The following is a 24,312-nucleotide window of genomic DNA, read 5'->3' as shown; positions in this document are numbered from 1 at the left end:
GAACAGGGCAATCAAGCTGGTAAGAAAATTCAAAGCACCCGGGTTTTGTAGAAAAACCGGCCTTATCATTTGAGGGGCAATCCCTCACTCCTGTATCCGTCGAGAAAAGAGTGACCGATGGGAACGGTATCGCAATTTCATGAGAGCCTGAGGCCTCCCGCGCATCGCATCGAAAGCGAAGAGGAGGCGATATCCACGGCCCGCGACCTCGCCGCCGCATTCCGGCATCAGGCGAGCGAACGTGATATCAACCGCATCCTGCCCTTTGCCGAGCTTGATGCGCTGTCTGTATCGGGGCTGACGGCAATCACTGTTCCGCCAGACCATGAAGGGCTCGACGTGTCGAACGCCCTGCTTGCCGAAATCGTTGCAATCATCGCTGAGGGCGATGCATCGATCGGCGAGGCGCTGGAAAGGCATTTTTCTGCGCTGGAAACGCTCCGCACGCAGGCTGCCGAGGACTTGAAGGCATCGCTGTTTGCCCGCGTGCTGCTCGGCGACCGCTTCGCGGGCACCGCCCTCACCGACGGGACCGAACTGACCGCCGAAGGCCCGGGCTACCGCCTGAGCGGGCGCACGCGCCAAGTGCCCGGTATTCTATTCGCCGACTGGATCGCCGCTGCCGCCACCGCTCCTCCCAGCCGCCCGGTGACGCTCTACCTCGCACGCGGTGAAGAAGGCGTGCAGGTGGTCGATGATTGGGACGGCTTCGGCCAGCGCACCAATGGATCAGCGACGGCGATCGTCGGAACGCTTCATGTCAATGCCGATGCGATTGCGCCTGCTCCCTCCTCCGGACATTCGACCGGCATCTCGCTCGGCCTGCTGCTCAAGGCGGGCGTCAGCCTGGGCATCGCCCGGGCCGCATGGAGCGACCTGATGACCGCAATTGGCGATCGCAGCACGACCGTCCTTCCCCAGATCGGCGAACGCGCCATTCGCATCGAAGCAACGGCGGCAGCCTTGGAACGGGCTGGCCGCAAACTCGACATTGCCCAGGTCAATCCAGTTGAGGCCGCGATGGCGGACGCGCATTTCTCCTGCTCGGCGGCCGCGATCCTTGCCGGGGAAACGGCGCTCGACACCGCAAACGCGCTGTTTGAACTTGCAGGGGAAACGTCGGTGGGCATCGGGCTCAATCTCGATCGCCATTGGCGCAATGCCCGCATTCACGCGCTATCGTTGCCGCGGGATAAGCTGGTGCATACCGCAGGTGAATATATGTCGGAGCCCGGGAGAGCCTAATTCAGCTGGCGGCGGAGATCGGGAATTCTTCCTTGGGTCCGTCGATACGGCCGCCATCGGCGACGAATTGCTCGAGGGTCATATTGTCGAGAATGGCGGCGATCGCGTCCCGAACATCGGTCATCGAGCGCCGCACCTGACAGGTTTCCGGATCGGCACAGTCGTCGCAGGCCTCGTAAGCCGTACGGCTGGCGCAGCGGATCGGCGCTAAGGGCCCGTCGAGCGTGCGGATGACATGGCCGATGCGGATTTCGGTTGCCGGCCGCGACAGGGAATAGCCGCCGCCCGGTCCCTTCTTCGAGCGCAGGATGCCGACATTGCGCAGTTCGAGCAGGATCGTATCGAGAAACTTCTTCGGGATATTGTTGCGGGCCGCGATGTCGTTGATGAAGGCGGTCTCACCCGGCGCCAGCCGCGCCAGGTCGACCAGCGCCTTCAGCCCGTATTTTCCCTTTTTCGTCAGCATCGTCGTCGCCTTGTAGAAATCGCAGTATCTATCCTGCCAATAGCAGGCAAATAGCGTCAAAAGCGTGAACATACAACAAAATAGCTATTATTTATAGCTTGTATCGGCAACGTCCACAGGTGCGCGCGGCAGCCGTAAGAAGGAGCGGCCGCCGCGCACCTCGTCAGCCGCCTCGATTAGATCGTCTTCAGCATGCCGCCATCGACGAAATAGGTCGAGCCGATGCAATAGCTCGCACGCTCCGAACTCAGGAAGACGAAGACGTTGGCCAGTTCCTCGGGCGTGCCGAAGCGTTTGGAGGCGGCGTGCTCGTTGGCGACGCTCTGCAGATAGCCCTCCCAGTTGCCGCCGGTTTCCGCCGTCAATTGCTTGGCGGTCTTGATCCAGTCGGGCGTCAGGATCAGGCCGGCATTGACGCAGTTGACGCGGATATTGTCCTTGATGAGCTCGGTCGAAAGCGTCTTCGAAAACATCATCAGCGCCGACTTGCTGACATTGTAGATCGGCTCGTACCAGAGTGGCTGGACGGCGCAGATCGAGGCATTGTGCAGGATTACCCCGCCGTCGCGTTGCTTCATCTGCGGCGCGATGCCGCGCGCCAGCCGCACGGCGGCCATCACATGCAGGTCCCAATAGTCCTGCCACTTCTCGTCGGGCGCCTCCATCACCGTCTCGTTCGATCCGGTGCCGGCATTGTTGATGAGGATATCAGCGCCACCTTTTTCGGCCGCCGCCGCGATGATCGCCTCGGTTCCCGCAACCGTCGCCACATCGGCCGCGACAGCGGCGGCGCTGACGCCGTACTTCTCGGCGATACGGACGGCTTCCGCCTCGAGCCGTTCGCCGCCACGGGCTGCCAGCACAAGGTCGGCGCCCTCAGCCGCCAGTCCCTCGGCGATCGCCAGCCCGATGCCGACCGACGCACCTGTTATCACGGCAGTCTTTCCCTTCAATCCGAGATCCATGTCTTCCTCCGCAAACGGCCGGAGATCCCGGCCTGATGTGCTGAGTGTTCCGCCAATGAGCCCCGGGCGTCAAGCGCCTGCACTCCTCTTGCGGCAGGCGCCGATCTGTCGCATGCCTGCATCAACAGATGGGAGGAGTTTTCATGCGACGTTATTCAGCCTGCATAGAGTGGCTGTTTGCCGAAGAGGGCGACAGCTTTGCCGATCGCATCCGCCGCGCCCATGCGGCCGGCCTCCCGGCGATCGAGTTCTGGCGCTGGACCGACAAGGATCTGGACGCGATCGAGGCGGCGCTGAAGGAAACCGGCCTTGCCGTCTCCAGCCTCGTCGCCGAACCGATGATCGCGCTGACCGACGCCGCCAATCGGCAGACCTGGCTGAAAGGCCTTGCCGAATCCGTCATTGTCGCCAAACGTCTCGGCGCGCCGGTGCTGATTGCCCAGGCGGGCGACGATCTCCCGGGCTTGACCCGCAGAGAACAGCGCAGGGCGCTCACCGAAACGCTGAGAGCCGGCGCCGATATCCTCAAAGGCAGCGGTGTCCGCCTCGGCGTCGAGCCGCTCAACATCCGCATCGACCATGTCGGCTATTTCCTCGATTCGACCCGCGAAGGTCTCGACATCATCGATGACGTCGCCCGCCCTGAAATCGGCATCGTCTACGACATTTACCATTCCGCCGTGATGGACGAGCGCACCGAGGAGGTGCTAAACGGCCGTCTCGACCGTATCATCCACGTCCATGTCGCCTATCACCCTGGTCGCAACGAACCGGGCTCCGGCGATATCGACCTTGCCCGACGCCTCGGCTGGATCTTTGCCAACGGTTACGACGGCGCCGTCGGTCTGGAATACCGGCCGACCAGACCCGGCGCGGACGCGGTCAAGGCCGCGATTGCTTCGCTCGGCGGTTAAACCTCGGCGGCATCGACGCTTGCCGCCGCCTTGCAGGGTCCGGCCGAGCGGCGCTCGATAATGCGCGAGGCAATCATGATGCGCCGCGCCGGCATGCCCGGCAGGCGCGGATTTTCGATGCGCTCGAGCAAAAGCCGCAGCCCGACCGCTCCACATTCCTGCCCCTCCATCCTCACCGTCGTCAGCGCCGGTGAGATCTGCGTTGCCGGCGAGTAGTCGCCGAAACCGACGACCGAAATATCGTCGGGAATGCGGTATCCCTGGCCGAGCAGTTCGGAAACCACGGTCAGTGCCAGCCCGTCATGGGCGCAGAAAAAAGCCGTCGGCCGGATGCCTTTTTCCACGAGCGCTCGGAAGGCCGCGCTGAAGCCATTCTCTTCGTCAAACTGCATAACATGAAGCGCAACGTCAGGATAACGTTCGGCGATTTCGCGGGCGCCGTAGTGCCGCTCTTGGCGCCCCCGCAGGCCTGGCATGCCATAGACGTAAACAATGGACCGATGGCCGAGCCCGACCAGATACTCCACCACCGCCTGCCCTGCCTCATGGTCGGTGCCGCCGACATGGTCGATCTGTTCGAGCGCATCGACCCAGCCGAAACGCACGATTGGAACGCCGGTGGCACTCACCGCCGCCACGGCCTCACGGGCATGCGGACCGACGAGCATCAGCCCGTCGCAGCTGCGCGCCAGCTCTTCCAACTGGCCGGAATCATGGGTCCAGCGTACGCGCAGCGTCATGCCCAGCCGATGAGCCTCGCGCTGCACACCGTTCTGCACCTGCATATAGAGCTCACTGTTGATGGCATCGAGATCGTGAAAGACGACCGCGACCTCGCCCGCACCACCCTGCCCGGCGGGCTTGGTATAGCCGAGGCGCTGCGCCGTCTCGCGGATCAGCGCGCGCGTTTCTTCGCTGACGCCGCTCTTGCCGGCAAGCGACCGCGACACGGCGTATTTCGACAGGCCGACCTCCCGCGCGATCGTCTGTAACGTAACCCGGCCCCTGCTTCCCACGTGGCACCCTCAGCGTTCGATTGATGCGCGCTGGCTATAGCAACCGCGCCGGTAAAGCAAATTTATACACTAACGGAAACATAACGCTTTACCTAACAATATCCAAATGTAATCTTTCCCTCATCCCAGCCCACAGCAAAAAATAATGATAAGGGCACGGATTTTTGGAGGAGATCCCTATGATCAAGCTGAAACGACGTGCGTTTCTGGCCGGGACGTCGGCCGCTCTGATATTGCCGGCTCTGCCGGTTTTCGCCGCTGACTTCAAGGAAGCGGATATCCTGAAAACGAAGGTGTCGAGCGGCGCCCTGCCGGGTCTGAAGGAGCGGCTTCCTGAAAATCCGCTCGTCGTCAAACCGGTCGAAAGCGTCGGCAAATACGGCGGCGACTGGAACATGGCGCTGGTCGGCGGCGGGTCGCTGTCGATGCTTTTCCGCTATCAAGCCTACGAGCCGCTGTTGCGTTATACGCCTGACTGGTCTGGCGTGACGCTGAATGTCGCCGAGTCCTTCGAGGGCGACGCCGACTCCAAGGTCTATACGATCCGCCTGCGCAAGGGCATGAAATGGTCGGACGGCCATCCCTACACCACCGCCGACATCAAGTTCTGGTACGACACCGTTTTCACCGACAAACGCGTCGCCTTCGTCGGTCAGGATCACTGGAAGTCCGGCGGCAAGCCGGCCAAGCTGGAGATCGTCGACGAGCAGACTTTCAAGGTCACCTTCGACAAGCCGAACGGCCTGTTCCCGCTGCAGGTCGCCTGGGCAAACAACGACCAGACGACACGCACACCGAAACATTATCTCGAGCAGTTCCACATCGACTTCAATCCGAAAGCCGATGAACTCGCCAAGCAACGCGGCTTTGAAAGCTGGATCGCCTCCTTCCAGGCGGCCGCCGGTTTCCAGGATGACAACGCCTTCTTCCTGAACTCCTCGAAGAAACCCTGCGTGCATGCCTGGATGTTCACGATAGCGCCCGGCGAAAACACCGAACGCGCCGTTGCCGAACGCAATCCCTACTATTGGAAGGTCGACACCGAGGGCAACCAGCTGCCCTATATGGACCGTATCGTCTACCAGATGGTCGCCGACCCGCAGGTTCTGCTGCTGAAGGCCATGCAGGGCGAAGTCGACCTGATGGACCAGTATATCGCCACGCCGAACAACAAGTCGGTTCTCTACGATGCGCGTGAACAGGGCGGCTATGATTTCTACACGCTGACTTCGACTGAAGCCAATGTGATGAATTTCATCTTCAACCTGAACCACAATGACGAGACCAAGCGGAAGCTCTTCCGGAACAAGGATTTCCGTGCAGCACTCTCGACCGCCCTCGACCGGCAGTCGCTGATCGACGCGGTGCTCGTCGGCCAGGGGGCACCTGCCCAGGCATCGATCAAGAAGGAAGACCCGCTCTACAACGAGCAGCTCGCCACGCAGTTCACGGCCTATGACGTCGACAAGGCGAATGCCATGCTCGATCAGATCGTGCCGAAGCGCGACGACCAGAACTTCCGCCTCGACGAAAAGGACCGCCGCCTGACGATCATCTTCGAGATCGACCAGGCGCGCGCCGTCTTCCTCGATCTCTTCCAGCTGGTGATCCCGATGTTCCAGGCGGTCGGCATCGATGCGCAGATGCGCTCGATGGACCGTTCGCTCTGGGAGACGCGCGTCCGCCAGGGTCGCGATTTCGATGCGACCGCCCACCAGTTCGGCGCAAATGGCGGCGTCGCCGCCATGCTCGACCCGCGCTATTACGTGCCGACCGATGCCAACGCCATGTACGCCCCGGCCTGGCAACTCTGGTATCGCGACCGCGCCAATGCCAATGCCGAGGAACCGCCGGAAAGCACGAAGAGCCAGCTTGCGCTCTACGACAAGCTGAAGGCGACTTCCGACTCATCAGGCCAGCGCGAGGTCATGAAGCAGATCCTTCAAGGCGCCGCCGACAATTTCTATGTCTTCGGCATCTCGCTGCCGCCTGATGGATACGGCATCGTCAAGAACAACATGAAGAACATCACCAAGATCATGCCGAACTCCTTCGGCTGGCCGACACCCGCTCCGACCATGCCGGAGCAGTTCTATAAGGCCTGATGGCCTTTTTTCTCCATGAGGCATGCCAGGCGCCGGCCCTCCGGTTGGCGCCGAGGCTCTTCTTTTGCTAATGATTGGATGAAGACGATGCTCGATGCCAGGAAACAGAATACCCACACGCTGAGAACGCCGGACTGGTTCAAGACGGCGACCCGCTGGACCCAGCTGACCTTCGTGGAAGACGACCCGGAGAAATACGACCCGGCCTTCTGGATCGATGTCTTCAAACGCACGAAATCGAACGCGGTCTGCCTCAGTGCCGGCGGCTATATCGCCTATTATCCGAGCGAAGTGCCCTACCACTATGTGAGCAAATATCTCGGCGACAAGGATATCTTCGGCGCGCTCGTCGATGCCGCCCGCAAGCTCGACATGCATGTCATGGCCCGCGTCGACCCGCATGCGATCCATGACGACGCCGCCAAAGCCCATCCGGAATGGGTGATGATCAATGCCGACGGCACGCCGCGCCGCCACTGGGCCTATCCCGATGTCTGGGTGACCAATGCTTACGGCGACTACAACAGCGTCTTCATGCCTGAGGTGGTCAAGGAGATCGTCCGCAAATACGATATCGACGCGGTCTTCGCCAATCGCTGGCAGGGCCACGGCGTCGATTATAGCGAAGACAGCGCCCGCCGCTTCAAGGACATGTCCGGCCACGCCCTGCCGAAGAAGCCCGATGCCGAGGATCCGGCCTGGCAGGCCTGGGTGCAGTGGCGCCGCCGCGTACTGACAGACATGATCGCCCAGTGGGACGACGCGGTGAAGGCGATCCGCCCGCATGCGAGCTTCATCCCGAACATGGGCGGCGCTTCGCTGATGGAGTTCGACCTCTCGGTCATCGCCAAGCATTGCCCCTTCCTCGTCGTCGATCACCAGGGCCGCAAGGGGCTCGAGCTCGGCTGGTCGGCTGGCCGCAACGGCAAGCGTATCCGCGCCACCTTCCCCGACCGCCCGGTCGTGCTGATCACCTCGATCGGCCCCGAGGAGGAATATCGCTGGAAGGATGCCGTCACCTCGGGTGAGGAGATGCAGCTCTGGATCAACGACGGCACGGCCCACGGTCTCTATGCCTGGTTCACCAAGTTCAACGGTGTCGTGCCCGACAAACGCTGGGTCGAGCCGGTGGCCGACGCATTCGGCCTGCAGGCAGCCGTCGAGCCGGTGCTGGAAAGCATGAAGCCGACCGCCGAAATCGCCGTCATCGATCCCTCGACGACGTTGCGCCACTGGGCGCCGGAAGAACGCCATTCTGCCGAGAAGCACGATCTCGGTCTCTACCATGCCCTCGTCGAAGCCCGCCTGCCCTTCGAACTGCTTTCGGATCAGGTGCTGAGCGCAGAAAACCTCGATCGGTTCAAGCTGATCATCCTTGCCAACGCTTCGTGTCTTTCGGATGCGCAGAACGCGGCGATCCGCGCTTATGTCGATCGCGGCGGCAGCGTGATAGCCTCCTACGAGACATCGCTACGCGATGAATTCGGCAAGAAGCGGCTGGATTTCGGCCTTGCCGACGTACTCGGTGCAAAATTTGTCTCCGGCCCGCGCGGCATCGTCAAGAATACCTATGTCGCCCTTTCCGGCGATCACCCGATCAACCGGGGTTATGAAGACGCCGAGCGCATCATGGGCGGCACCCGCCTCATCCATGTCGATCCATCCGACGACGCGACGACACCCTTCCTCTACGTTCCCGACTTCCCTGACCTGCCGATGGAAGAAGTCTATCCGCGTGAAGACCCGAATGGTGCTGCTGTCATCGCCCGCGAAACTGGCAAGGGCGGGCGCACGGTCTATATCCCCTGGAATATCGGCGAGATCTTTTGGGAAGTTTTCGCCGTCGATCACGCCCGCCTCATCGCCAATGCCGTCCATTGGGCGCTCGGCAAGACGCCGCGCGTCACCGTCGAAGGCAAGGGTGTTGTCGACCTGGCGCTACGCGAAAACGACGAGGGCATGGCGCTCAGCCTCTTCAACCTTACCAACCCGATGATGATGAAGGGCCCGATCCGCGAAAACTACCCTCTGGCGGCGCAGACCGTTTCGGTGGAGATTCCGGAGGGCCGATCGGTGGCGAAGGCGTGGCTCGTCGTTGCCGACCGCGCCGCAAGCTTCAGCTTCGGGAATGGCCGCGCGCAGGTGGAGGTGCCTGGTATCGATCGGCTGGAGGTCCTGCATCTCACCTGGAAATGAGGTGACACGCGACGAAGGAGCGCTTTCGGCCTGGAGGGCCGAAGGCGGGTGAAGATCCGGGGGAAGCGCGTCACAGCGTTCCCGACGGGAGGAGAAACGTTTCGATGCTTGGCTATATCTTCAAGCGCGTGCTCTACATGATCCCGACCTTGTTTGGCATGTCGCTGATCTCGTTCCTGATCATCCAGCTGCCGCCGGGTGACTACCTGACCTCGATGATCGCCACCATGAGCGACAGCGGCCAGACCGTCGATCCCGCGCAGATCGAGCGGCTGAAGGAAATCTACGGCTTCGACGACCCCTTCTATGTCCAATATCTGAAATGGATCTGGGGCATCGTCAGCCGCGGCGACTTCGGCTACTCCTTCGAGTGGGGCCAGCCCGTCTCCGGGCTGATCTGGGCGCGTATGGGCTCGACGCTGGTAATCTCGCTCTTGAGCCTGCTCTTCGTCTGGATCGTCGCCTTGCCGATCGGCATCTACTCGGCCGTCCGCCGCCACTCCATCGGCGATCACGTCTTCACCTTTCTCGGCTTCATCGGCCTTGCCGTACCGAACTTCATCCTGGCGCTGACGCTGATGTACATCGCCTATAAATATCTCGGCCAGAGCGTCGGCGGACTGATCTCGCCTGAGTATGCCGAGGCGCCCTGGAGCCTCGCCAAGGTCGGCGATTTCCTCGCCCATCTCTGGATCCCGATCATCATCATCGGCGCATCCGGAACGGCAGCGATGATCCGTATCCTGCGCGCCAACCTGACCGACGAGCTGCACAAGCCCTATGTCGTCACCGCCCGCGCCAAGGGACTGCCGGAATACAAGGTGATCCTCAAATATCCGGTCAGAATCGCGCTCAATCCCTTCGTCTCGGCGATCGGCTGGGTGCTGCCGCATCTCGTCTCGGGCGTGACGATCACCGCCATCGTGCTGAACCTGCCGACCGCCGGCCCGCTGCTTTTCCGCGCGCTGATCTCGCAGGACATGTATCTCGCCGGCAGTTTCATCCTGCTTTTGAGCGCGCTGACCCTTGTCGGCATGCTGCTGTCGGACCTGCTGCTGGCGCTGCTAGATCCGCGCATCCGGTTCAATTGAGGGGAATGCGATGAGCACGCACGAAACCTTCGGAACTCATGCGGGTCCGCTTCACACCGTTGCCGACGGCCCCTCGATCAGCCCGCTGAAACAGGGCAAGACCGTCTCGACCGCTGCCATCGGCCCCTGGCGGCTGGTCGCCGGCAAACTGATCCGTCAGAAGGTGGCGATGGTGGCCGGCGCCATTATCCTCTTCCTCTATCTGGTCGGCCTCTTCGCCGAATTCCTGGCGCCGGCTTTGCCGATCACCTCACGGCCGCAATATACCTATGCCCCGCCGCAGGGCTTCAGCTTCTTCGTCGAAAAGCCGGACGGCAGCTCGGAGTTCAATTTCCACGTCAAGGGTTACAAGGTCGAGATCGACAAGGTGGCGCTGCGCCGCACGTTCGTTGTCGACGACACCAAGGTCGTTCCGATCGGCTTCTTCGTCAAAGGTGCGACCTACGATCTCTGGGGCCTGATCCCGATGAACCGCCACCTGATCGGCCCCCTCAACCAGAACGACCCGATGTACCTTCTCGGCGCCGACCGGCTCGGCCGCGACGTCTTCTCGCGCCTCGTCTACGGCACCCGCGTATCCATGTCGATCGGCCTCGTCGGCGTCGCCATGTCGCTGATCCTGGGCGTCGTGCTCGGCTCGATCTCCGGCTTCTATGGCGGCTGGGTGGATACACTGATCCAGCGCGTCATCGAGGTCGTCAGCGCCATGCCGACCATCCCGCTATGGCTTGGCCTGGCGGCGGCGATCCCACTGACGTGGTCGCCGGTCAATGTCTATTTCGTCATCACGATCATCGTCTCGCTGCTCGGCTGGACCAGCCTGGCGCGGGAGGTGCGCGGCCGGTTCCTGGCGCTGCGCAGCGAGGATTTCGTCGTCGCCGCCCGGCTCGACGGATCGAGCGAAGCGCGGCTGATCTTCCGCCACATCCTCCCGTCGCTGACGAGCCACATCCTTGCGGTCGTCACGCTGGCCGTGCCGACCATGATCGTCGCCGAGACCTCGCTTTCCTTCCTTGGCATCGGCCTCAAGCCGCCGGTCGTCAGCTGGGGCGTGCTGCTGCAGGACGCCCAGAACATCCGCACCGTCGCCACCGCGCCGTGGCTCTTGATCTGGCCGTCACTCGCAGTCGTCGTCGCCGTCCTGTCCTTCAATTTCTTCGGCGACGGCCTGCGCGATGCCGCCGACCCCTACGACAATTGAGGAGGAAACCATGACCGATCTTTCAGACGACGTCGTTCTCTCCGTCGAAAACCTCTCGATCGATTTCCGGCTGCGCACCCACATCCTGCACGCCGTCGAAAATGTCAGCTTCGAGCTGAAACGCGGTGAGACGCTCTGCCTCGTCGGCGAAAGCGGCTCCGGTAAAAGCGTCACCGCCCGCTCGCTGCTGCAGATCGTCGACAGCCCCGGCAGCATCGTTTCCGGCCGCATCCTGCTCAGCAATGGCGACGGGGTCACGCGGGGTAACGGGGTCATCGACATTGCCGCCTTGAAGCCGTCCGACCGGGCGATGCGCGCCATCCGCGGCCGCCGCATCGGCCTGATCTTCCAGGAGCCTATGAGCTCGCTGTCGCCGGTTCACACCATCGGTTCGCAGATCATCGAGGCGGTGCGCCTGCACAGCAATCTCGATCATCGCGCCGCCCGCGAAAGGACTGTCGAGCTGTTGCGCCAGGTCGAAATTCCGAACCCCGACAAGATGGCCGACCGCTACACCTTCGAATTCTCCGGCGGCATGCGCCAGCGCGCCATGATCGCCATGGCGCTTGCCGGCAATCCCGACATTCTCATCGCCGACGAACCGACGACGGCGCTCGACGTCACCACCCAGGCCGAAATCCTCGACCTGATCAAGCGGTTGCAGGTCGAACGCGGCATGGCCATGCTGCTCATCACCCATGACATGGGGATCGTCGCCGAAGTGGCGGATGATGTTGCCGTCATGCGCTTCGGCCGCATCGTCGAGCGCGGACCGGTGGATGCGATCTACCATGCCGCCGAGCATCCCTATACCCGCCAACTGCTGGCCTCGACGGTCAAGCTGACTCACCATGTCGAAGGCCGGCTGCCCGCCGTGGCGCTCTCGCCAGAGGCGCCGCAGCCGATCCTGTCCGTCCGTAACCTTGGCAAGATCTACGGCTGGCACGGCAAGGCCAATACGCTACGCGCCGTCGACGACGCCAGCTTCGATCTCTATCCCGGCGAAAACCTCGGCATCGTCGGCGAAAGCGGCTCCGGCAAGACGACGCTTGGCCGGCTCATCTTGCGCACCGTCGAGCCGACATCGGGTAGCATCAGCTATCGCGGCAAGGACGGCAGCGAGATCGACGTCACGAAACTCACCAAGCGCGAACTCCGCACCTTCCACCGCGAAGTCCGCCTGGTCTTCCAGGACCCGTTCGCCTCGCTCAATCCGCGCATGACCGTCAAGGAAGTGATCGGCGATCCGCTTGTTGTCAACGGGCTGGCCAAGGGCAAGGCGCTGGAGGACCGCGTCGCCGAACTGATGCGCCTGGTCGGTCTCGACCCGATGGGCATGGAGCGTTATCCCCATGCCTTCTCCGGCGGCCAGCGCCAGCGCATCGGCATCGCCCGCGCCCTTGCGCTCGATCCACGCATCATCATCGCCGACGAGGCAACGTCGGCACTCGACGTCTCGATCCGCAGCCAGATCCTCGACCTGCTGCTCGATATCCGCCAGCGGTTGAACCTGAGCTTCATCTTCATCTCCCACGATATTTCGGTGGTGCGTTATTTCTGCGATCGCGTTGCCGTCATGCATCGCGGCAAAATCGTCGAACTCGGTGAGGCCGAACAGATCTGCACCGCTCCCGAGGAGGCCTATACCAAGAGCCTCATCTCCGCCGTTCCCAATCCCGACCCTCGCGACAAGCGCATGCTGCACCGGCATCGTTTCGTCGCGCCTGCCAATATCTAAGGACGTTCCCGTGCCGAAATTTTCCGCCAACCTTTCCTTCCTCTACCAGGACCTGCCCTTTCTCGACCGCTTCACGGCAGCCGCAAAGGACGGCTTCGGCGCCCTCGAATATCTCGGCCCCTATGCCGAACCCAAGGAGAAAGTCGCCGAGGCGCTGAAGGGGAGCGGCCTGAAACAGGCGCTCTTCAACGTGCCATCAGGCGACTGGGCCGGCGGCGAGCGTGGCATCGCCTGCCTGCCGGACCGCGTAGAGGAGTTCCGCAACGGGGTCGCGCAGGCGCTCGATTATGCCGCAGCGCTCGATTGCCGGCAGGTGAATGTCATCGCCGGCCTGGTGCCTAGGGGTGCGGACCTTCAAACGCTGGAAACGGTGCTGGTCGACAATCTGAAATATGCTGCAAAGCGTTGTGCCGACGCCGGCGTCAAGCTGCTGGTCGAGCCGATCAACCTGCGCGATATTCCCGGCTTCTTCCTGTCGACCACCGCTGATGCCGAACGCATTCTCGACCGGGTCGGCTCGGACAATCTCTACATCCAGTATGATTTCTACCACATGCAGATCATGCAGGGCGACCTGATCCCCACCTTCATCCGGCTGAAGGAGAAGATCGCCCATGTCCAGATCGCCGACAATCCCGGGCGCAACGAACCCGGCACCGGCGAGATCAATTACGGCTTCATCCTCTCCGAACTCGATCGCCTCGGCTACCACGGCTGGGTGGGCTGCGAATACAAGCCGAAATCCGGCACCAGCGAAGGCCTCGGCTGGATGAAACCCTATCTGAAGTCAGCGAGGGCAGCATGAACATTGGATTTATCGGACTTGGCGTCATGGGCCGCCCGATGGCGGAACACCTGATCGATGCCGGCCACACGCTGCATCTGAGCCGCGTGAAGGAAGCCTCGCAACATCTTGTCGACAAGGGCGGCAAAGCCGCCGCCAGCGCCAGGGCGGTGGCGCTGGCCTCCGACATCATCATCCTGATGCTGCCGGATACACCGGATGTCGAGGCGGTGCTCTTCGGCGAAGACGGCGTCGCCTCCGGCCTTTCCAATGGCAAGCTGGTCATCGACATGAGTTCGATCTCGCCGGTCGCCACCAAGACATTCGCCAAGCGCATCGAGGCGTTCGGCTGCGATTATCTCGATGCTCCGGTTTCCGGCGGTGAGGTCGGCGCCAAGGCCGCCTCGCTGACGATCATGGTCGGCGGCAAGGTGCAGGCTTTCCAGCGGGCCAGGCCGCTTTTCGAAAAGATGGGCAAGAACATCACCCATGTCGGCGGCAGCGGCGACGGGCAGACGGCGAAGGTCGCCAACCAGATCATTGTCGGCCTGACGATCGAGGCTGTTGCCGAAGCGCTGCTTTTTGCCAGGAGGGCAGGTGCTGACCCGGCCAAGGTGCGCTCCGCGCTGATGGGCGGCTTTGCCGCTTCGCGCATCCTCGAAGTGCACGGCGAGCGCATGGTCAAGGAGACCTTCGAGCCCGGCTTCCGCATCCGCCTGCACCGCAAGGACATGACGCTTGCCGTCGATGCCGCCCGCGCACTCGATCTGTCGCTGCCGAACACAGCCGCCACGCAACAGCTGATGAATGCCGCGATCGCCAATGGCGACGGCGAACGCGACCATTCCGCCCTCATCCGCACCCTGGAACTCCTCGCCGGAGGACCGCGGTAGAACAGGATGATTTTAGGCCTGTTCGGCCTAAAATCTGAATCCTGTTCTAAATTAAATAGTTAGAGCATGATGTCGTCCGAAAACCGCTCACACTTTTCGGCATCATGCTCTAGATCAACGCTTTTTAGAACAGCCGGACGACATCTTCGATTGCCGAGTGCCGGAGCCTTCTTTCCGGACGGCGAAGCCATGTCCGAGCATCGACAGAGAAGGACAGGAAAATGCTCAACAACGATATCCAGCTCCCCTACGGCGCCGTCTATTTCCGCAAGTCCAATCCGCCCCGCGAAGATTGGGAACGCGACTACGCCACCGCCGGGCAGGACGGCCTCAACATCTTCCGCCACTGGTTCATGTGGAGCGCGATCGAAACCGCCCCCGGCGTCTACGATTGGGAGGAATATGACCGCCAGATGGACCTTGCCGCCGCAAACGGCATCAAGACCGTTATCGCCGAGTTGATTCATGCCGTGCCGGACTGGGCGGTGCGCAAATATGCTCATGCATTGCAGGTCAATGCCGACGGCACCAAACTCGGTTCCTATATGGGCGTGTCGTCGGCAACCGGCGGCTTCTCCAACAATGGCGGCGGCGCCGGCGCCTTGACGCTGAACTGCCCCGAAGTGAAGGAAGCCGCCGGCAAGTTCCTGACCGCGCTCGCCACCCGCTACAAGGATCATACGGCGATCTATGGCTATGACGTCTGGAACGAGTGCAACTATTCCGCCGATGTCGATTACAGCCCCTATGCCAAATCAGCCTTTCGCAAATGGCTGGAGAAGAAGTACGGCAGCCTGAAGGTCCTGGCGAAAGCCTGGTACCGCTACAGCTATGGCGAATGGGACGATATCGAGCCGCCGGTGCACATGGCGCCCTACCCCGAATGTATCGACTGGCTGCGGTTCAAGCGCGACAATTTCTACGACCAAATGCAATGGCGCATCGACACCATCCGCGCCGTCGACCAGAAGAACACCATCGTTGCCCACGGCATATCCGGCGCAATTCCCAACATGGCGGCCAACGGATGCGACGACTGGCTCGCCGCCTCCAAGGTCGAGGTTTACGGCTTCACCTGGATCCAGGCCCGCAAGGGGTCGGAAGCCTGGAAGAACTGGTACGGCGTCGACATCAACCGCGCTGCCGCCCGCGGCAAGCCGTTCTGGCACGCCGAGCGCCAGGGCGGCCCGCTCTGGCTGCAGCCGCAGGTGATCGGCCGCGACAAGGAGGATGGCCGCATCGCCGAGCCCGAGGATATCCGCCTCTGGAGCATGACCTCGCTTGCCGGCGGCGCCCGCGGCGTGATCAATCTGCGCTGGCGCCCGCTGCTCGATGGCCCGCTCTTCGGCGCCTTCGGCTCCTACGGCATGGACGGCTCGCGCACGCCGCGCTCCGACATGGCAAGCGCCATGGCGAAATGGGCAAATGACAAGGCGCAAGGCCCCCTCTGGGAGGCAAAGCCCCTGCGCGGCGAAGTCGGCATCCTCGTCGTTCGCGAAACGCAGGAATTCGATTACCTCCTGAACCACGACCGCAAGGAGAAACCCTATCCCGAAGCCATGTGGGGGGCCTATCGCGCCTTTCTCGAAAATGGCGTGCAGCCGGACTGGGTGCATATCGACGATATCGCGGCCTATGATTTCCTCTATTTCCCCTATCCGATCATGTTCACATCGGAGCAGGCAAAGAGCCTGAAAGCCTGGGTCGAAAACGGCGGCACGCTGATTGCCGAAGCATGCCCCGGCTATTTCGGCGATCGCGGCCATGTCGGCACCGTTCAGCCGAACATGGGCCTCGACGAGGTTTTTGGCGCGCGAGAGGAAGAGGTCGAGTTCATGCCCGATATCGGTGACCGCATCCATTTCGATCTCGACGGTGCCGCCGTCAATGGCGGCGGATTCCTGCAATCCTACCGGCTGGCGGGCGGAACCGGGCGCGGCCATTTCACTGACGGTCGTCTTGCCGTGGTCGAAAACGCCTATGGCAAGGGCCGCACGCTGCTGATCGGCACCAATCCTTCCGTGGCCTATTACCGCACCCAGGGGAAGGCGAACGGCGCTTTCTTTGCTGAGCTCTTGAGATGGAGTGGGAAGAAGCGCCACGTGACGTTGTCGAATGCCGCACTCTTCGCCCGCATCCACGAGGGGGAGAAAGGCAGCTTCCTCTGGCTCGTCAACCCGACAAGGACGGCACAGACGACCGAGGTGACACTGGCCGAGGGAGCACTGGCGCAAGGCAAGGCCGCCTGGCCCATCGACTATGTCAGTGACGGCGCCATCGTTGTGCCGGCGCGCGACGCACTGATCCTGCCGCTCGATAGCTGAAATTTCAGGATGCGGATGAACTGGCGCCTTCGGAAAAGGCTTCAAGCTCGGGATCGAAGTCGACCTCGACGACATTGTTGAAGACGGCGGTGGCCAGCATGATGCCGGCAAAGGCGACGAGATCGACAAGCACCTTGGTCTCGTAGCGCTCTTTCAGCTTCGCCCAGAGTTCGGCGGGAACAGCGTTGGAATCGGCGACGATCGCCTTGCCGAAGGCGTCGAGCAGCGCTTCCTCGTCTGAAAACTCCAGCGCATCGGGATTGAAACCCTTGTTGATCAGCGCCCGGCGAAAGAAGGTGATGGCGATCTTCGATTTCGCCGCCTTCGAGATCGCATGCGAGAAGATCCAGATCGCCCGGTCGCTGACGGCAGGATCGAGTTCGGCGCGTAGCGTGAACCATTCGGCATAGATGCGATGGGCGGCCGGCGAATGCAGCAGCGTCCGCTTCATGTTGGTCATGCGTCCGCGCAGCCTGACTTCTTCGTCATGCGCCGCACGAACCTCTTCAGAAGCACTGTTGTAGTCGATCTGCGGGAGGTGGCTCATCGGGTTCATTCTTTCGTTGCTGCACAGAAGCCGCCAGGCGCGAGATATTGTGGGCTGCGCAGCGGCAAATTTGCTTGGCCGCTGCCGACCTGACGCCTAGACTGACCAAATCGAAGCTGGAGGCAAGGCATGAGCGACGACCACGAGCATCATCATGTCGACTGGCGGGAACGTGGCGTCAAGGTCATTCCTGGCAATTCGCTCGATCCGAACACCGCGCAGACGCCGGGCATGAATCGTGCGACCGCGATCAACAATGCGCGCGCCGGCGCCGAAAAGATCTGGGCCGGTACGGTGACGATCCATGCCAACGCCAAGACCGGCGCCCATCATCACGGTGACCTCGAAAGCATCATTTACGTGGTCAAGGGCAGGGCCCGCATGCGCTGGGGCGAGCATCTGGAATATACCGCCGAGGCCGGCCCCGGCGACTTCATTTACGTACCGCCCTATGTGCCGCATCAGGAGATCAACGCCAGCCGCGACGAGACGCTGGAATGCGTTCTCGTCCGTTCAGGCCAGGAACCGGTCGTCGTCAACCTCGACATCGAGCCGGTAGAAAAGCCGGAGGACGTCGCGTGGATCGACCCGATACACCGTTAGAGCAATTCACCTTCGCGCACGTGGCTGACATCCTCAGCCGCCGAACGCTCTGTCAAGATCATCGCAAAGGATCGTCGCAGACCGCTTTAGGCGTGGACGGCGCCTGCGCTGTTCATAACAGGGTTCTCGATGATCCGGCCGGTATCGGCGGCATAGAGGTGGATCTGGTCGTAATCGATTGCGATGCCGATCGGATCGCCCGACTTCACCTTCACGGCCTCAGTCAGCGCCACGGCAAAGGGCAGCCCATCGAAATCGGCGTGGACGATGCGGCTTGCGCCGAGCTCTTCGATGAAATCGGCCGTTGCGACAAGGGCACCCGGCGCATCAGGGGCCACCAGCCGGGCAGCCTCGGCGCGCATGCCGAGCACGACTCGTTTGCCTTTCAGCGGTGCGGCGCGCTCGCGCGGCAGTGCGACCTTGCGGCTTTGATCGTAGACGAAGACGCCCTCATCATTGATCGTACCCTCGAGCAGGTTCATCGCCGGTGTGCCGACGAAGCCCGCGACGAAGCGCGAAACCGGATGATGATAGACCTCTTCCGGCGTGCCGACCTGCTCCACCCTGCCGCCGTTCATCACCACCAGCCGGTCGGCCAGCGTCATCGCCTCGGTCTGGTCATGCGTGACGAAGATCGAGGTTGCGCCGAGGCGGCGGTGCAGGCGGCGGATTTCGGCGCGCATGGCGATACGCAGCTTGGCGTCGAGGTTCGACAACGGCTCGTCGAAGAGAAACACCTTCGGTTCGCGGATCATCGCCCGGCCCATGGCGACGCGCTGGCGCTGGCCGCCGGAAAGGGCGGCCGGCCGGCGTTCGAGGAAAGGTTCGAGGCTGAGCGCCTTGGCGACCTCGCCGATGCGCCGCTGACGCTCCGCCTTCGAGACGCCGGCCACCTTCAATGCATAGCCGATATTCTCGGCAACACTCATATGCGGATAAAGCGCATAGTTCTGGAACACCATGGCGCAGCCGCGCTCGCGCGGCTCCAGCTGGTTGACGACGCGCCCGTCAATGGCGATTTCCCCGCCGGTGATTTCCTCTAAACCGGCAATCATGCGCAGCAGCGTGGACTTGCCGCAACCGGACGGACCGAGGATGACGATGAACTCGCCCGACTGAATGTCGAGATCGACGCCGTGAACGACTGGGGTCTTGCCGTAGTTTTTCTTCACGCCACGAATGGAGATCGGTGCCAAGGGAGTACTCCTTCACTTCTCGGTGGAGATAAGGCCGCGTACGAACCAGCGTTGCATCAGAATGACGAGGATCAATGGCGGCGACATGATGATCAGGGTTCCGGCCATGGCGACGTTCCAATCGGGCAGGCCGAATTCGGACGGGATGAGGGTCTTGAGCTGCGTCACGGCGATGCCGAAATTCGGATCGGTGGTGATCAGCAGCGGCCAGAGATACTGGTTCCAGGCCCAAACGAACATGATGGTGAAGAGCGCGATCATATTTGGCCGCGAGAGCGGCAGCAGAATATCCCAGAAGAACCGGACCGGGCCCGATCCGTCCATCTTCGAGGCCTCGGCAAGCTCGTCGGGAACCGTCAGGTAGAACTGCCGGTAGAGGAAGGTGCCGGTTGCGGTTGCGACCAGCGGCAAAACGAGACCGGGATAGGAATTCAGCAGACCCCATTCGAGCTTGATCTGAAGACCGGTGATCTGCGCAACGAGCCAGCTTATGCCAGTAACGTCGAGGATCGTCTGGAAAGGCTGCAGCGCATTGGCCGCAATCGAATAGGTCGGCACGATGCGGACTTCCAGTGGCAGCATCAGCGTGATGAAGATGATCCAGAAAATCACATACCGGCCACGGAAGCGGAAGTAGACGATCGAGAAAGCTGCCATGGAAGACAGCATGACCTTGCCGGCGCCGACCGTTGCGGCGAAGATGATGCTGTGGAACAGCTTGTTGCCGAGATCGGCGCGAACCCAGGCGGTCTCAGCGTTTTCCCAGAAATGCGAGCCCGGCATCAGCGGCAGCGGCACACGATTGACCGTCTCCAGATCAAGCGTCGAGGCGATGATGACAATGGCGAAAGGCAGAAGCGCGATCACCATGCCGAGCGCGAGAAGGCTATAGCAGATAAAGTTGAATATCGGCGTGCGTTCGATCATGTCCGCGACCTCACTTGTAGTGCACGCGCCGCTCGATGAAGCGGAACTGGAAGATGGTGAGAAGGACAACGAGCACCATCAGGATGATGGACTGCGCTGCAGCGCCCGAATAGTCGAGACCCCTGAAGCCGTCGAAATAGATCTTGTAGACCATGAGCTCGGTGGCGCGCGCCGGGCCGCCCTGCGTCATGACGTCGACGATACCAAAGGAATCCTGGAAACTCTCGGTGATGTTGATGACGAGCAGGAAGAACAGCGTCGGCGTCAACAGGGGCAGCTGGATATCCCAGATCCGGCGCATCGGCCCCGAACCATCCATTGCGGCGGCCTCGATCAGCGAGCGCGGAATGCCCTGCAGCGCCGAGAGGAAGAAGATGAAGTTGTAGCCGATATATTTCCAGGAGAAGGCGACGATGACGGCGATCATCGCATCCTTGCCGTCGAGTGCGGGGTTCCAGAGGCCTGGCCAGACATGGTTGATAACAGACAGAAGGCCGGCCTCCGGCGCCAGGATGAAGCGGAAGGCGAGGCCGAGAGCGGGAGCGGCAATTGCGTAAGGCCAGATGAAGACTGACCGGTAGACTTTGTGGCCGCGCAGTTCACGATCCGTCAAAAGCGCCAGGATCAGCGCCAGCCCCATGGCGATGGCCGTAGAGCTGAAGCCGAAGATCATGCTGCGGGTGATCGAGTCCCAATAGATCGGATCGGTGAGCAGCTGTCTAAAATTGTCGAAACCGACCCAGGCATTGCCGCCGCCCCATGGCTGCTCGAGCGTGAACGCCCAATAGAGCGCCTGCGCGCTCGGCCAATAGAAGAAGACGAAGATCAGCAACAGCATCGGAAATGCGAAGAGCAGTCCGATCGTCGTCGACGAGAAAGTGACGCGCTTTTCCATGAGTGGTCGTTTTCGGCCTGATTTGGTTTAGGCGCGGGCAGCGAGTTCGCAGCCGCGACAAATTAGAGACTTACAAAGACGCACCCGGCGCGCGAAACGCGGGCCGGGTGCGGCTCATATCAAGCGATCAGGGGAGCTGAACGTTCTTGTAAGTCTGCTGGAAGCGACGCAGCAGCGTATTGCCGCGTTCGGCAGCGCTGTCGAGCGAAGCCTGGACGTCGGCATTGTTGACGAAGATTGCCTGCAGACCATTGGCGATTTCGGTGCGGACCTGCAGCAGGCCACCGAGGCGGATGCCCTGCGGAGCCGCATCGTCAGCAGGCGATGCGGTCAGGCTCTGAATGGCGAGTTCACGGCCGGCATAAGGAGCCTTGTCGTAGAAGCCCTGCTTCTTCAGATATTCGAAGCCGGAGTTACGAACCGGGATGTAGCCGGTAACGGTCGACCAGGTAAGAGCTTCTTCCGGCTTTGCAATGAAGTTGAAGAAGGCCGCGGCGGCCTTGTATTCAGCGTCGGAATGACCCTTCAGAACCCAGAGCGAAGCGCCGCCGACGTAAGAGCTGTGACGGCTTGCATCGCCGTAGGTCGGGAGCATGGCAACGTCCCAGTTCATGCCTTGTTTGGCGGTGCGGCCAACGTTGCCGTGATCGCCGACCGAGGTTAGGATAACCTGGCAATCGCCAGCGGCAAAGGCTTCGACGAAGGTCTGGCCGACAGCCTTATTCTTGATGACGACAAGCTTGTTGTCGTACCAGGACTTGAGGTCCTTGATGTAGCTGACGAGAAGCGGGTTCTTGTTGAACACCAGCTCGGCGTCGAGACCTTCAAAGCCGTTCTTCTTCGTGGCGATCGCTTCGCCGTTTACGGCTTCGAACTGCTCGATGTACTGCCAGACTTCGTTGTTGGAGATGTCGAAGCCGAGCGGGCAAGCATAGCCTGCATCCTTCAGAGCCTTGAGGTCCTCGCCTGCTTCCTTCCAGGTTGCCGGAGCATGATCCTTGCCGATCTTGGCGAAGGCATCCTTGTTCCAGTAGAGAAGAGCGGTCGAGGAGTTGAAGGGGAAGGAGTACATCTCGCCCTTCGATGTCGCGTAGTAGCCGGAGATACCGGAGAAGTAGTCCTTCCAGTCGACGGTGTAGCCCATGTCGGTCATCAGCTTGTTCGCCGGGTAGTAGGCGCCAGAGAGCATGATGTCGAGCGTGCCCGCGTCGGAGACCTGGGCGATGGTCGGCTGCTTGCCGGCGCGGAAGGCAGCAATGGTGTTCTGCAGGGACGCGTCGTAGCTGCCCTGGCTGGTGCAGACGACTTCGTAGTCGGCCTGCGACTGGTTGAAGCGATCGCACTGCTCCTGGACACGCTTTGCGATGTCACCGGAATTGCCGAACCAGAAGTCAATCTTGGTCTTATCGGCGGCGGCAGCGGGACCAGCAAGAAACGCTGTAGCGAGAAGGGCGCCGACGGCGCCGAGAAGCTTGGCTTGCATGAGAACCTCGAACGTAAAAGGGACGCGCACTTTCAGCGCACGCCCTATTAGCTGGTTCAAATTGCCGCGGCCAATGAATATTACATGACATGAAATTATCTAAACACAGTCGTCATAAAACCTTCACACAACCGTTATTCGCAAATTTCAGGGAAATATTTAGAGAATTTTCAAATCTTGCTTCAGCATATTGTAAATAAATTATAGCTATATTCGAAACAATGGAATTTTGGGGGATATTTAATATTCATTTATATTGTGACAGAGTGCCTTTATTCGGCTACTCCACCGCAACGAAACTTGCAAAAACGCTGACATTTTGGCCGTTGCACTGGTGTGCAACCTGAGGGTCTAGGCCTCAGGATTGAAGGGAATCCTTCAGGATCGCCGCAAAACGAGGATCGAATGCACGGCTGATCGGTCCGGCGGCAGCGCCAAGCGCCACCGACCAGGGATCAGCCATGCCGGGCTGCAGGCGCGGCAGCGTGCGGCCACGACGTTCGGCGATCGAGGGCAGCAACGGGCCGATGGCCGCAATCAACCTGTTCACCAGCGCCTCAGGTGCGCTGCCGCAGAGGATCACCGTCTGCGGATCGAACAGCGTCTCGATCAGATGGATGCTCCAGCGCAGGTCCACTGCCGCTGCGTCGACCCAGGCGTGGATGCTTTGATCGCCTCTCAAGGCAAGACCGTTGATGCGTGCGTGGAGATGAGGATCGGCGGGATCGACCGATAGATGCTGATAGAGCGAGGCGAGCGAGGCGCGATGTTCGAGCGGCGTCGATTTGCCGTCGGCAAACAATAACGCCATGCCGATCTCGCCGGCATTGCCGTTGGTGCCGCGGTAGAGTTCGCCGTTCAGAATGAGGCCGGCGCCGATGCCATAGCCGACGAAGAGGCAGACAGCGTGGTCGAGGCCATGGGCGGCTCCCACCATGCGCTCGGCGGTCGCCGCCGCCGCCGCATCGTTCTGCAGGCCGACATCGAGCCCGGTGCCGGCGGTCAGCGTTTCCAACAACGGAAATTTCTGCCAGGCCTCCATCATCCAAGGATCGTCGCCACTGCCGGCAACCCCGAAAGGCCCGGGCATGGCGACGCCGAGGCCGACCAACCGCTTTTCCGACTGCTGGACGATCCCGGCAAGCTTTGAGCGTATGCCGGCGACGAGGTCGAGGATGACCTTCGTCCCGTTCGACGGACCTCCGTGCGGAAGGCCGGCCTCGTCACGCACGAGAACGCTGCCGACGAGATCGACGGCGACCGCCCGCGTCACATGCCGGTCGATCTGCAGGCCGATTGCAAAGGCGCCTTCGGGCACGAGCCGATAGGGTGTCGACGGCTGCCCCCTGCCCCTCCTCACCGCCTCTTGCGAAGTGACAAGACCGTCTCGCTCGAGTTCCTCGATGATATTGGATACCGTCTGTTTGGTCAGCCGCGTCGCCCGCGCCAGATCGGCGCGTGAAAGCGCGCCGTTGACCCGCAGGGCATCGATCATCACGCGCCGGTTATGCGCGCTGGTGCCTTCGTGATTAGTGCCGCTCTTGGCCCGGATCGGGCGGCTGTCATTCATGTGCAATTCCCTCTTGACTCCAATAGAATGTTGAAGAAGTAATAAGTCAAGACACTTGACTTATTAAGGAACCGGAGTGTTCCAGGGAACACGGGAGCCGGGCAACGGCTCCGACGACGCTCCGAGACGACGAACCGGCACGCTTTCCGCGCG

Annotated in this window: 20 protein-coding genes; 11 read left to right on the top strand and 9 right to left on the bottom strand. The window is 61.5% G+C overall.

Annotated features, from left to right (window positions below):
- The first annotated feature begins 117 nt into the window (after window positions 1-117).
- Entirely contained in the window at window positions 118-1,245 is a 1,128-nt protein-coding gene (locus V8P77_RS00620; RefSeq protein WP_335910192.1) for an acyl-CoA dehydrogenase, read from the top strand.
- Between the two features lies 1 nt (window position 1,246).
- Here V8P77_RS00620 and V8P77_RS00615 read toward each other — a convergent pair whose 3' ends face one another.
- Window positions 1,247-1,711 (bottom strand): RrF2 family transcriptional regulator, encoded by a 465-nt coding sequence (locus tag V8P77_RS00615; protein ID WP_026158834.1) that lies wholly within the window; start codon window positions 1,709-1,711, stop codon window positions 1,247-1,249.
- A 176-nt stretch (window positions 1,712-1,887) separates the two neighbouring features.
- On the bottom strand, window positions 1,888-2,676 hold the full coding sequence (locus V8P77_RS00610; protein WP_335910190.1) for an SDR family NAD(P)-dependent oxidoreductase: 789 nt from the start codon (window positions 2,674-2,676) through the stop codon (window positions 1,888-1,890).
- A gap of 143 nt (window positions 2,677-2,819) precedes the next feature.
- On the opposite strand from V8P77_RS00610, the gene V8P77_RS00605 reads away from it, so the two are divergent.
- Entirely contained in the window at window positions 2,820-3,590 is a 771-nt protein-coding gene (locus tag V8P77_RS00605) for a TIM barrel protein (RefSeq protein WP_335910189.1), read from the top strand.
- Here the strand turns inward: V8P77_RS00605 and V8P77_RS00600 are convergent.
- Window positions 3,587-4,606, bottom strand: coding sequence for a LacI family DNA-binding transcriptional regulator (locus V8P77_RS00600; protein WP_335910188.1), 1,020 nt, complete (start codon window positions 4,604-4,606; stop codon window positions 3,587-3,589). The genes V8P77_RS00605 and V8P77_RS00600 overlap by 4 nt on opposite strands.
- A gap of 179 nt (window positions 4,607-4,785) precedes the next feature.
- Between V8P77_RS00600 and V8P77_RS00595 the strand changes: the two genes are divergently transcribed.
- The 8 genes from V8P77_RS00595 (at window position 4,786) to V8P77_RS00560 (ending at window position 16,938) form a co-directional block, all read left to right on the top strand.
- Complete coding sequence (locus V8P77_RS00595) at window positions 4,786-6,711, top strand: ABC transporter substrate-binding protein (protein WP_335910187.1); 1,926 nt, start codon at window positions 4,786-4,788, stop codon at window positions 6,709-6,711.
- An 87-nt stretch (window positions 6,712-6,798) separates the two neighbouring features.
- Window positions 6,799-8,907 (top strand): family 10 glycosylhydrolase, encoded by a 2,109-nt coding sequence (locus V8P77_RS00590; RefSeq protein ID WP_335910186.1) that lies wholly within the window; start codon window positions 6,799-6,801, stop codon window positions 8,905-8,907.
- Window positions 8,908-9,011: 104 nt separating this feature from the next.
- Window positions 9,012-9,998, top strand: a complete 987-nt coding sequence (locus tag V8P77_RS00585) for an ABC transporter permease (protein ID WP_025395736.1) — start codon at window positions 9,012-9,014, stop codon at window positions 9,996-9,998.
- Between the two features lie 10 nt (window positions 9,999-10,008).
- Window positions 10,009-11,199 carry an ABC transporter permease gene (locus V8P77_RS00580; protein WP_335910185.1) on the top strand — a complete coding sequence of 397 codons (1,191 nt, stop codon included), beginning with the start codon at window positions 10,009-10,011 and terminating at the stop codon, window positions 11,197-11,199.
- Window positions 11,200-11,209: 10 nt separating this feature from the next.
- Entirely contained in the window at window positions 11,210-12,937 is a 1,728-nt protein-coding gene (locus tag V8P77_RS00575) for an ABC transporter ATP-binding protein (RefSeq protein WP_335910184.1), read from the top strand.
- Between the two features lie 10 nt (window positions 12,938-12,947).
- Window positions 12,948-13,742, top strand: a complete 795-nt coding sequence (gene otnI / locus V8P77_RS00570) for a 2-oxo-tetronate isomerase (RefSeq protein WP_335910183.1) — start codon at window positions 12,948-12,950, stop codon at window positions 13,740-13,742.
- Window positions 13,739-14,614, top strand: coding sequence for a 2-hydroxy-3-oxopropionate reductase (locus V8P77_RS00565; protein WP_335910182.1), 876 nt, complete (start codon window positions 13,739-13,741; stop codon window positions 14,612-14,614). The genes otnI and V8P77_RS00565 overlap by 4 nt, the downstream gene beginning before the upstream one ends.
- 221 nt (window positions 14,615-14,835) lie before the next feature.
- Window positions 14,836-16,938, top strand: a complete 2,103-nt coding sequence (locus V8P77_RS00560; protein ID WP_335910181.1) for a beta-galactosidase — start codon at window positions 14,836-14,838, stop codon at window positions 16,936-16,938.
- Window positions 16,939-16,942: 4 nt separating this feature from the next.
- Here V8P77_RS00560 and V8P77_RS00555 read toward each other — a convergent pair whose 3' ends face one another.
- Window positions 16,943-17,485 carry a carboxymuconolactone decarboxylase family protein gene (locus tag V8P77_RS00555; protein ID WP_335910180.1) on the bottom strand — a complete coding sequence of 181 codons (543 nt, stop codon included), beginning with the start codon at window positions 17,483-17,485 and terminating at the stop codon, window positions 16,943-16,945.
- Between the two features lie 129 nt (window positions 17,486-17,614).
- Here V8P77_RS00555 and V8P77_RS00550 point away from each other — a divergent pair, with 129 nt between their 5' ends.
- Entirely contained in the window at window positions 17,615-18,088 is a 474-nt protein-coding gene (locus V8P77_RS00550; protein WP_335910179.1) for a cupin domain-containing protein, read from the top strand.
- An 86-nt stretch (window positions 18,089-18,174) separates the two neighbouring features.
- Here the strand turns inward: V8P77_RS00550 and V8P77_RS00545 are convergent, their stop codons facing one another.
- The 5 genes from V8P77_RS00545 to V8P77_RS00525 all read right to left on the bottom strand — a co-directional run bounded on the left by V8P77_RS00545 (window position 18,175) and on the right by V8P77_RS00525 (window position 24,159).
- Window positions 18,175-19,284 carry a sn-glycerol-3-phosphate import ATP-binding protein UgpC gene (locus V8P77_RS00545; RefSeq protein WP_064652204.1) on the bottom strand — a complete coding sequence of 370 codons (1,110 nt, stop codon included), beginning with the start codon at window positions 19,282-19,284 and terminating at the stop codon, window positions 18,175-18,177.
- A gap of 12 nt (window positions 19,285-19,296) precedes the next feature.
- Window positions 19,297-20,211: an ABC transporter permease subunit gene (locus V8P77_RS00540; RefSeq protein ID WP_025395745.1), complete on the bottom strand. Its 915-nt coding sequence runs from the start codon at window positions 20,209-20,211 to the stop codon at window positions 19,297-19,299.
- Window positions 20,212-20,221: 10 nt separating this feature from the next.
- Window positions 20,222-21,106 carry a carbohydrate ABC transporter permease gene (locus V8P77_RS00535; protein WP_018446921.1) on the bottom strand — a complete coding sequence of 295 codons (885 nt, stop codon included), beginning with the start codon at window positions 21,104-21,106 and terminating at the stop codon, window positions 20,222-20,224.
- A 127-nt stretch (window positions 21,107-21,233) separates the two neighbouring features.
- Window positions 21,234-22,589, bottom strand: coding sequence for an extracellular solute-binding protein (locus tag V8P77_RS00530; protein WP_335910178.1), 1,356 nt, complete (start codon window positions 22,587-22,589; stop codon window positions 21,234-21,236).
- A 358-nt stretch (window positions 22,590-22,947) separates the two neighbouring features.
- Window positions 22,948-24,159, bottom strand: coding sequence for an ROK family transcriptional regulator (locus V8P77_RS00525; protein ID WP_335910177.1), 1,212 nt, complete (start codon window positions 24,157-24,159; stop codon window positions 22,948-22,950).
- Between the last annotated feature and the right edge of the window lie 153 nt (window positions 24,160-24,312).

Source organism: Rhizobium aouanii (assembly GCF_037002925.1).
GTDB classification, from domain to species: Bacteria; Pseudomonadota; Alphaproteobacteria; order Rhizobiales; family Rhizobiaceae; genus Rhizobium; species Rhizobium aouanii.
This window is presented reverse-complemented; position numbering and strand designations above follow the sequence as displayed.

What these genes read in the sequence shown, in the direction of transcription:
- V8P77_RS00620 (WP_335910192.1), top strand. Translation starts at nt 118, where the DNA reads ATGGGAACGGTATCGCAATTTCATGAGAGCCTGAGGCCTCCCGCGCAT.
- V8P77_RS00615 (WP_026158834.1), bottom strand. Translation starts at nt 1,711, where the DNA reads ATGCTGACGAAAAAGGGAAAATACGGGCTGAAGGCGCTGGTCGACCTG.
- V8P77_RS00610 (WP_335910190.1), bottom strand. Translation starts at nt 2,676, where the DNA reads ATGGATCTCGGATTGAAGGGAAAGACTGCCGTGATAACAGGTGCGTCG.
- V8P77_RS00605 (WP_335910189.1), top strand. Translation starts at nt 2,820, where the DNA reads ATGCGACGTTATTCAGCCTGCATAGAGTGGCTGTTTGCCGAAGAGGGC.
- V8P77_RS00595 (WP_335910187.1), top strand. Translation starts at nt 4,786, where the DNA reads ATGATCAAGCTGAAACGACGTGCGTTTCTGGCCGGGACGTCGGCCGCT.
- V8P77_RS00590 (WP_335910186.1), top strand. Translation starts at nt 6,799, where the DNA reads ATGCTCGATGCCAGGAAACAGAATACCCACACGCTGAGAACGCCGGAC.
- V8P77_RS00585 (WP_025395736.1), top strand. Translation starts at nt 9,012, where the DNA reads ATGCTTGGCTATATCTTCAAGCGCGTGCTCTACATGATCCCGACCTTG.
- V8P77_RS00580 (WP_335910185.1), top strand. Translation starts at nt 10,009, where the DNA reads ATGAGCACGCACGAAACCTTCGGAACTCATGCGGGTCCGCTTCACACC.
- V8P77_RS00575 (WP_335910184.1), top strand. Translation starts at nt 11,210, where the DNA reads ATGACCGATCTTTCAGACGACGTCGTTCTCTCCGTCGAAAACCTCTCG.
- V8P77_RS00565 (WP_335910182.1), top strand. Translation starts at nt 13,739, where the DNA reads ATGAACATTGGATTTATCGGACTTGGCGTCATGGGCCGCCCGATGGCG.
- V8P77_RS00560 (WP_335910181.1), top strand. Translation starts at nt 14,836, where the DNA reads ATGCTCAACAACGATATCCAGCTCCCCTACGGCGCCGTCTATTTCCGC.
- V8P77_RS00555 (WP_335910180.1), bottom strand. Translation starts at nt 17,485, where the DNA reads ATGAGCCACCTCCCGCAGATCGACTACAACAGTGCTTCTGAAGAGGTT.
- V8P77_RS00550 (WP_335910179.1), top strand. Translation starts at nt 17,615, where the DNA reads ATGAGCGACGACCACGAGCATCATCATGTCGACTGGCGGGAACGTGGC.
- V8P77_RS00540 (WP_025395745.1), bottom strand. Translation starts at nt 20,211, where the DNA reads ATGATCGAACGCACGCCGATATTCAACTTTATCTGCTATAGCCTTCTC.
- V8P77_RS00535 (WP_018446921.1), bottom strand. Translation starts at nt 21,106, where the DNA reads ATGGAAAAGCGCGTCACTTTCTCGTCGACGACGATCGGACTGCTCTTC.
- V8P77_RS00530 (WP_335910178.1), bottom strand. Translation starts at nt 22,589, where the DNA reads ATGCAAGCCAAGCTTCTCGGCGCCGTCGGCGCCCTTCTCGCTACAGCG.
- V8P77_RS00525 (WP_335910177.1), bottom strand. Translation starts at nt 24,159, where the DNA reads ATGAATGACAGCCGCCCGATCCGGGCCAAGAGCGGCACTAATCACGAA.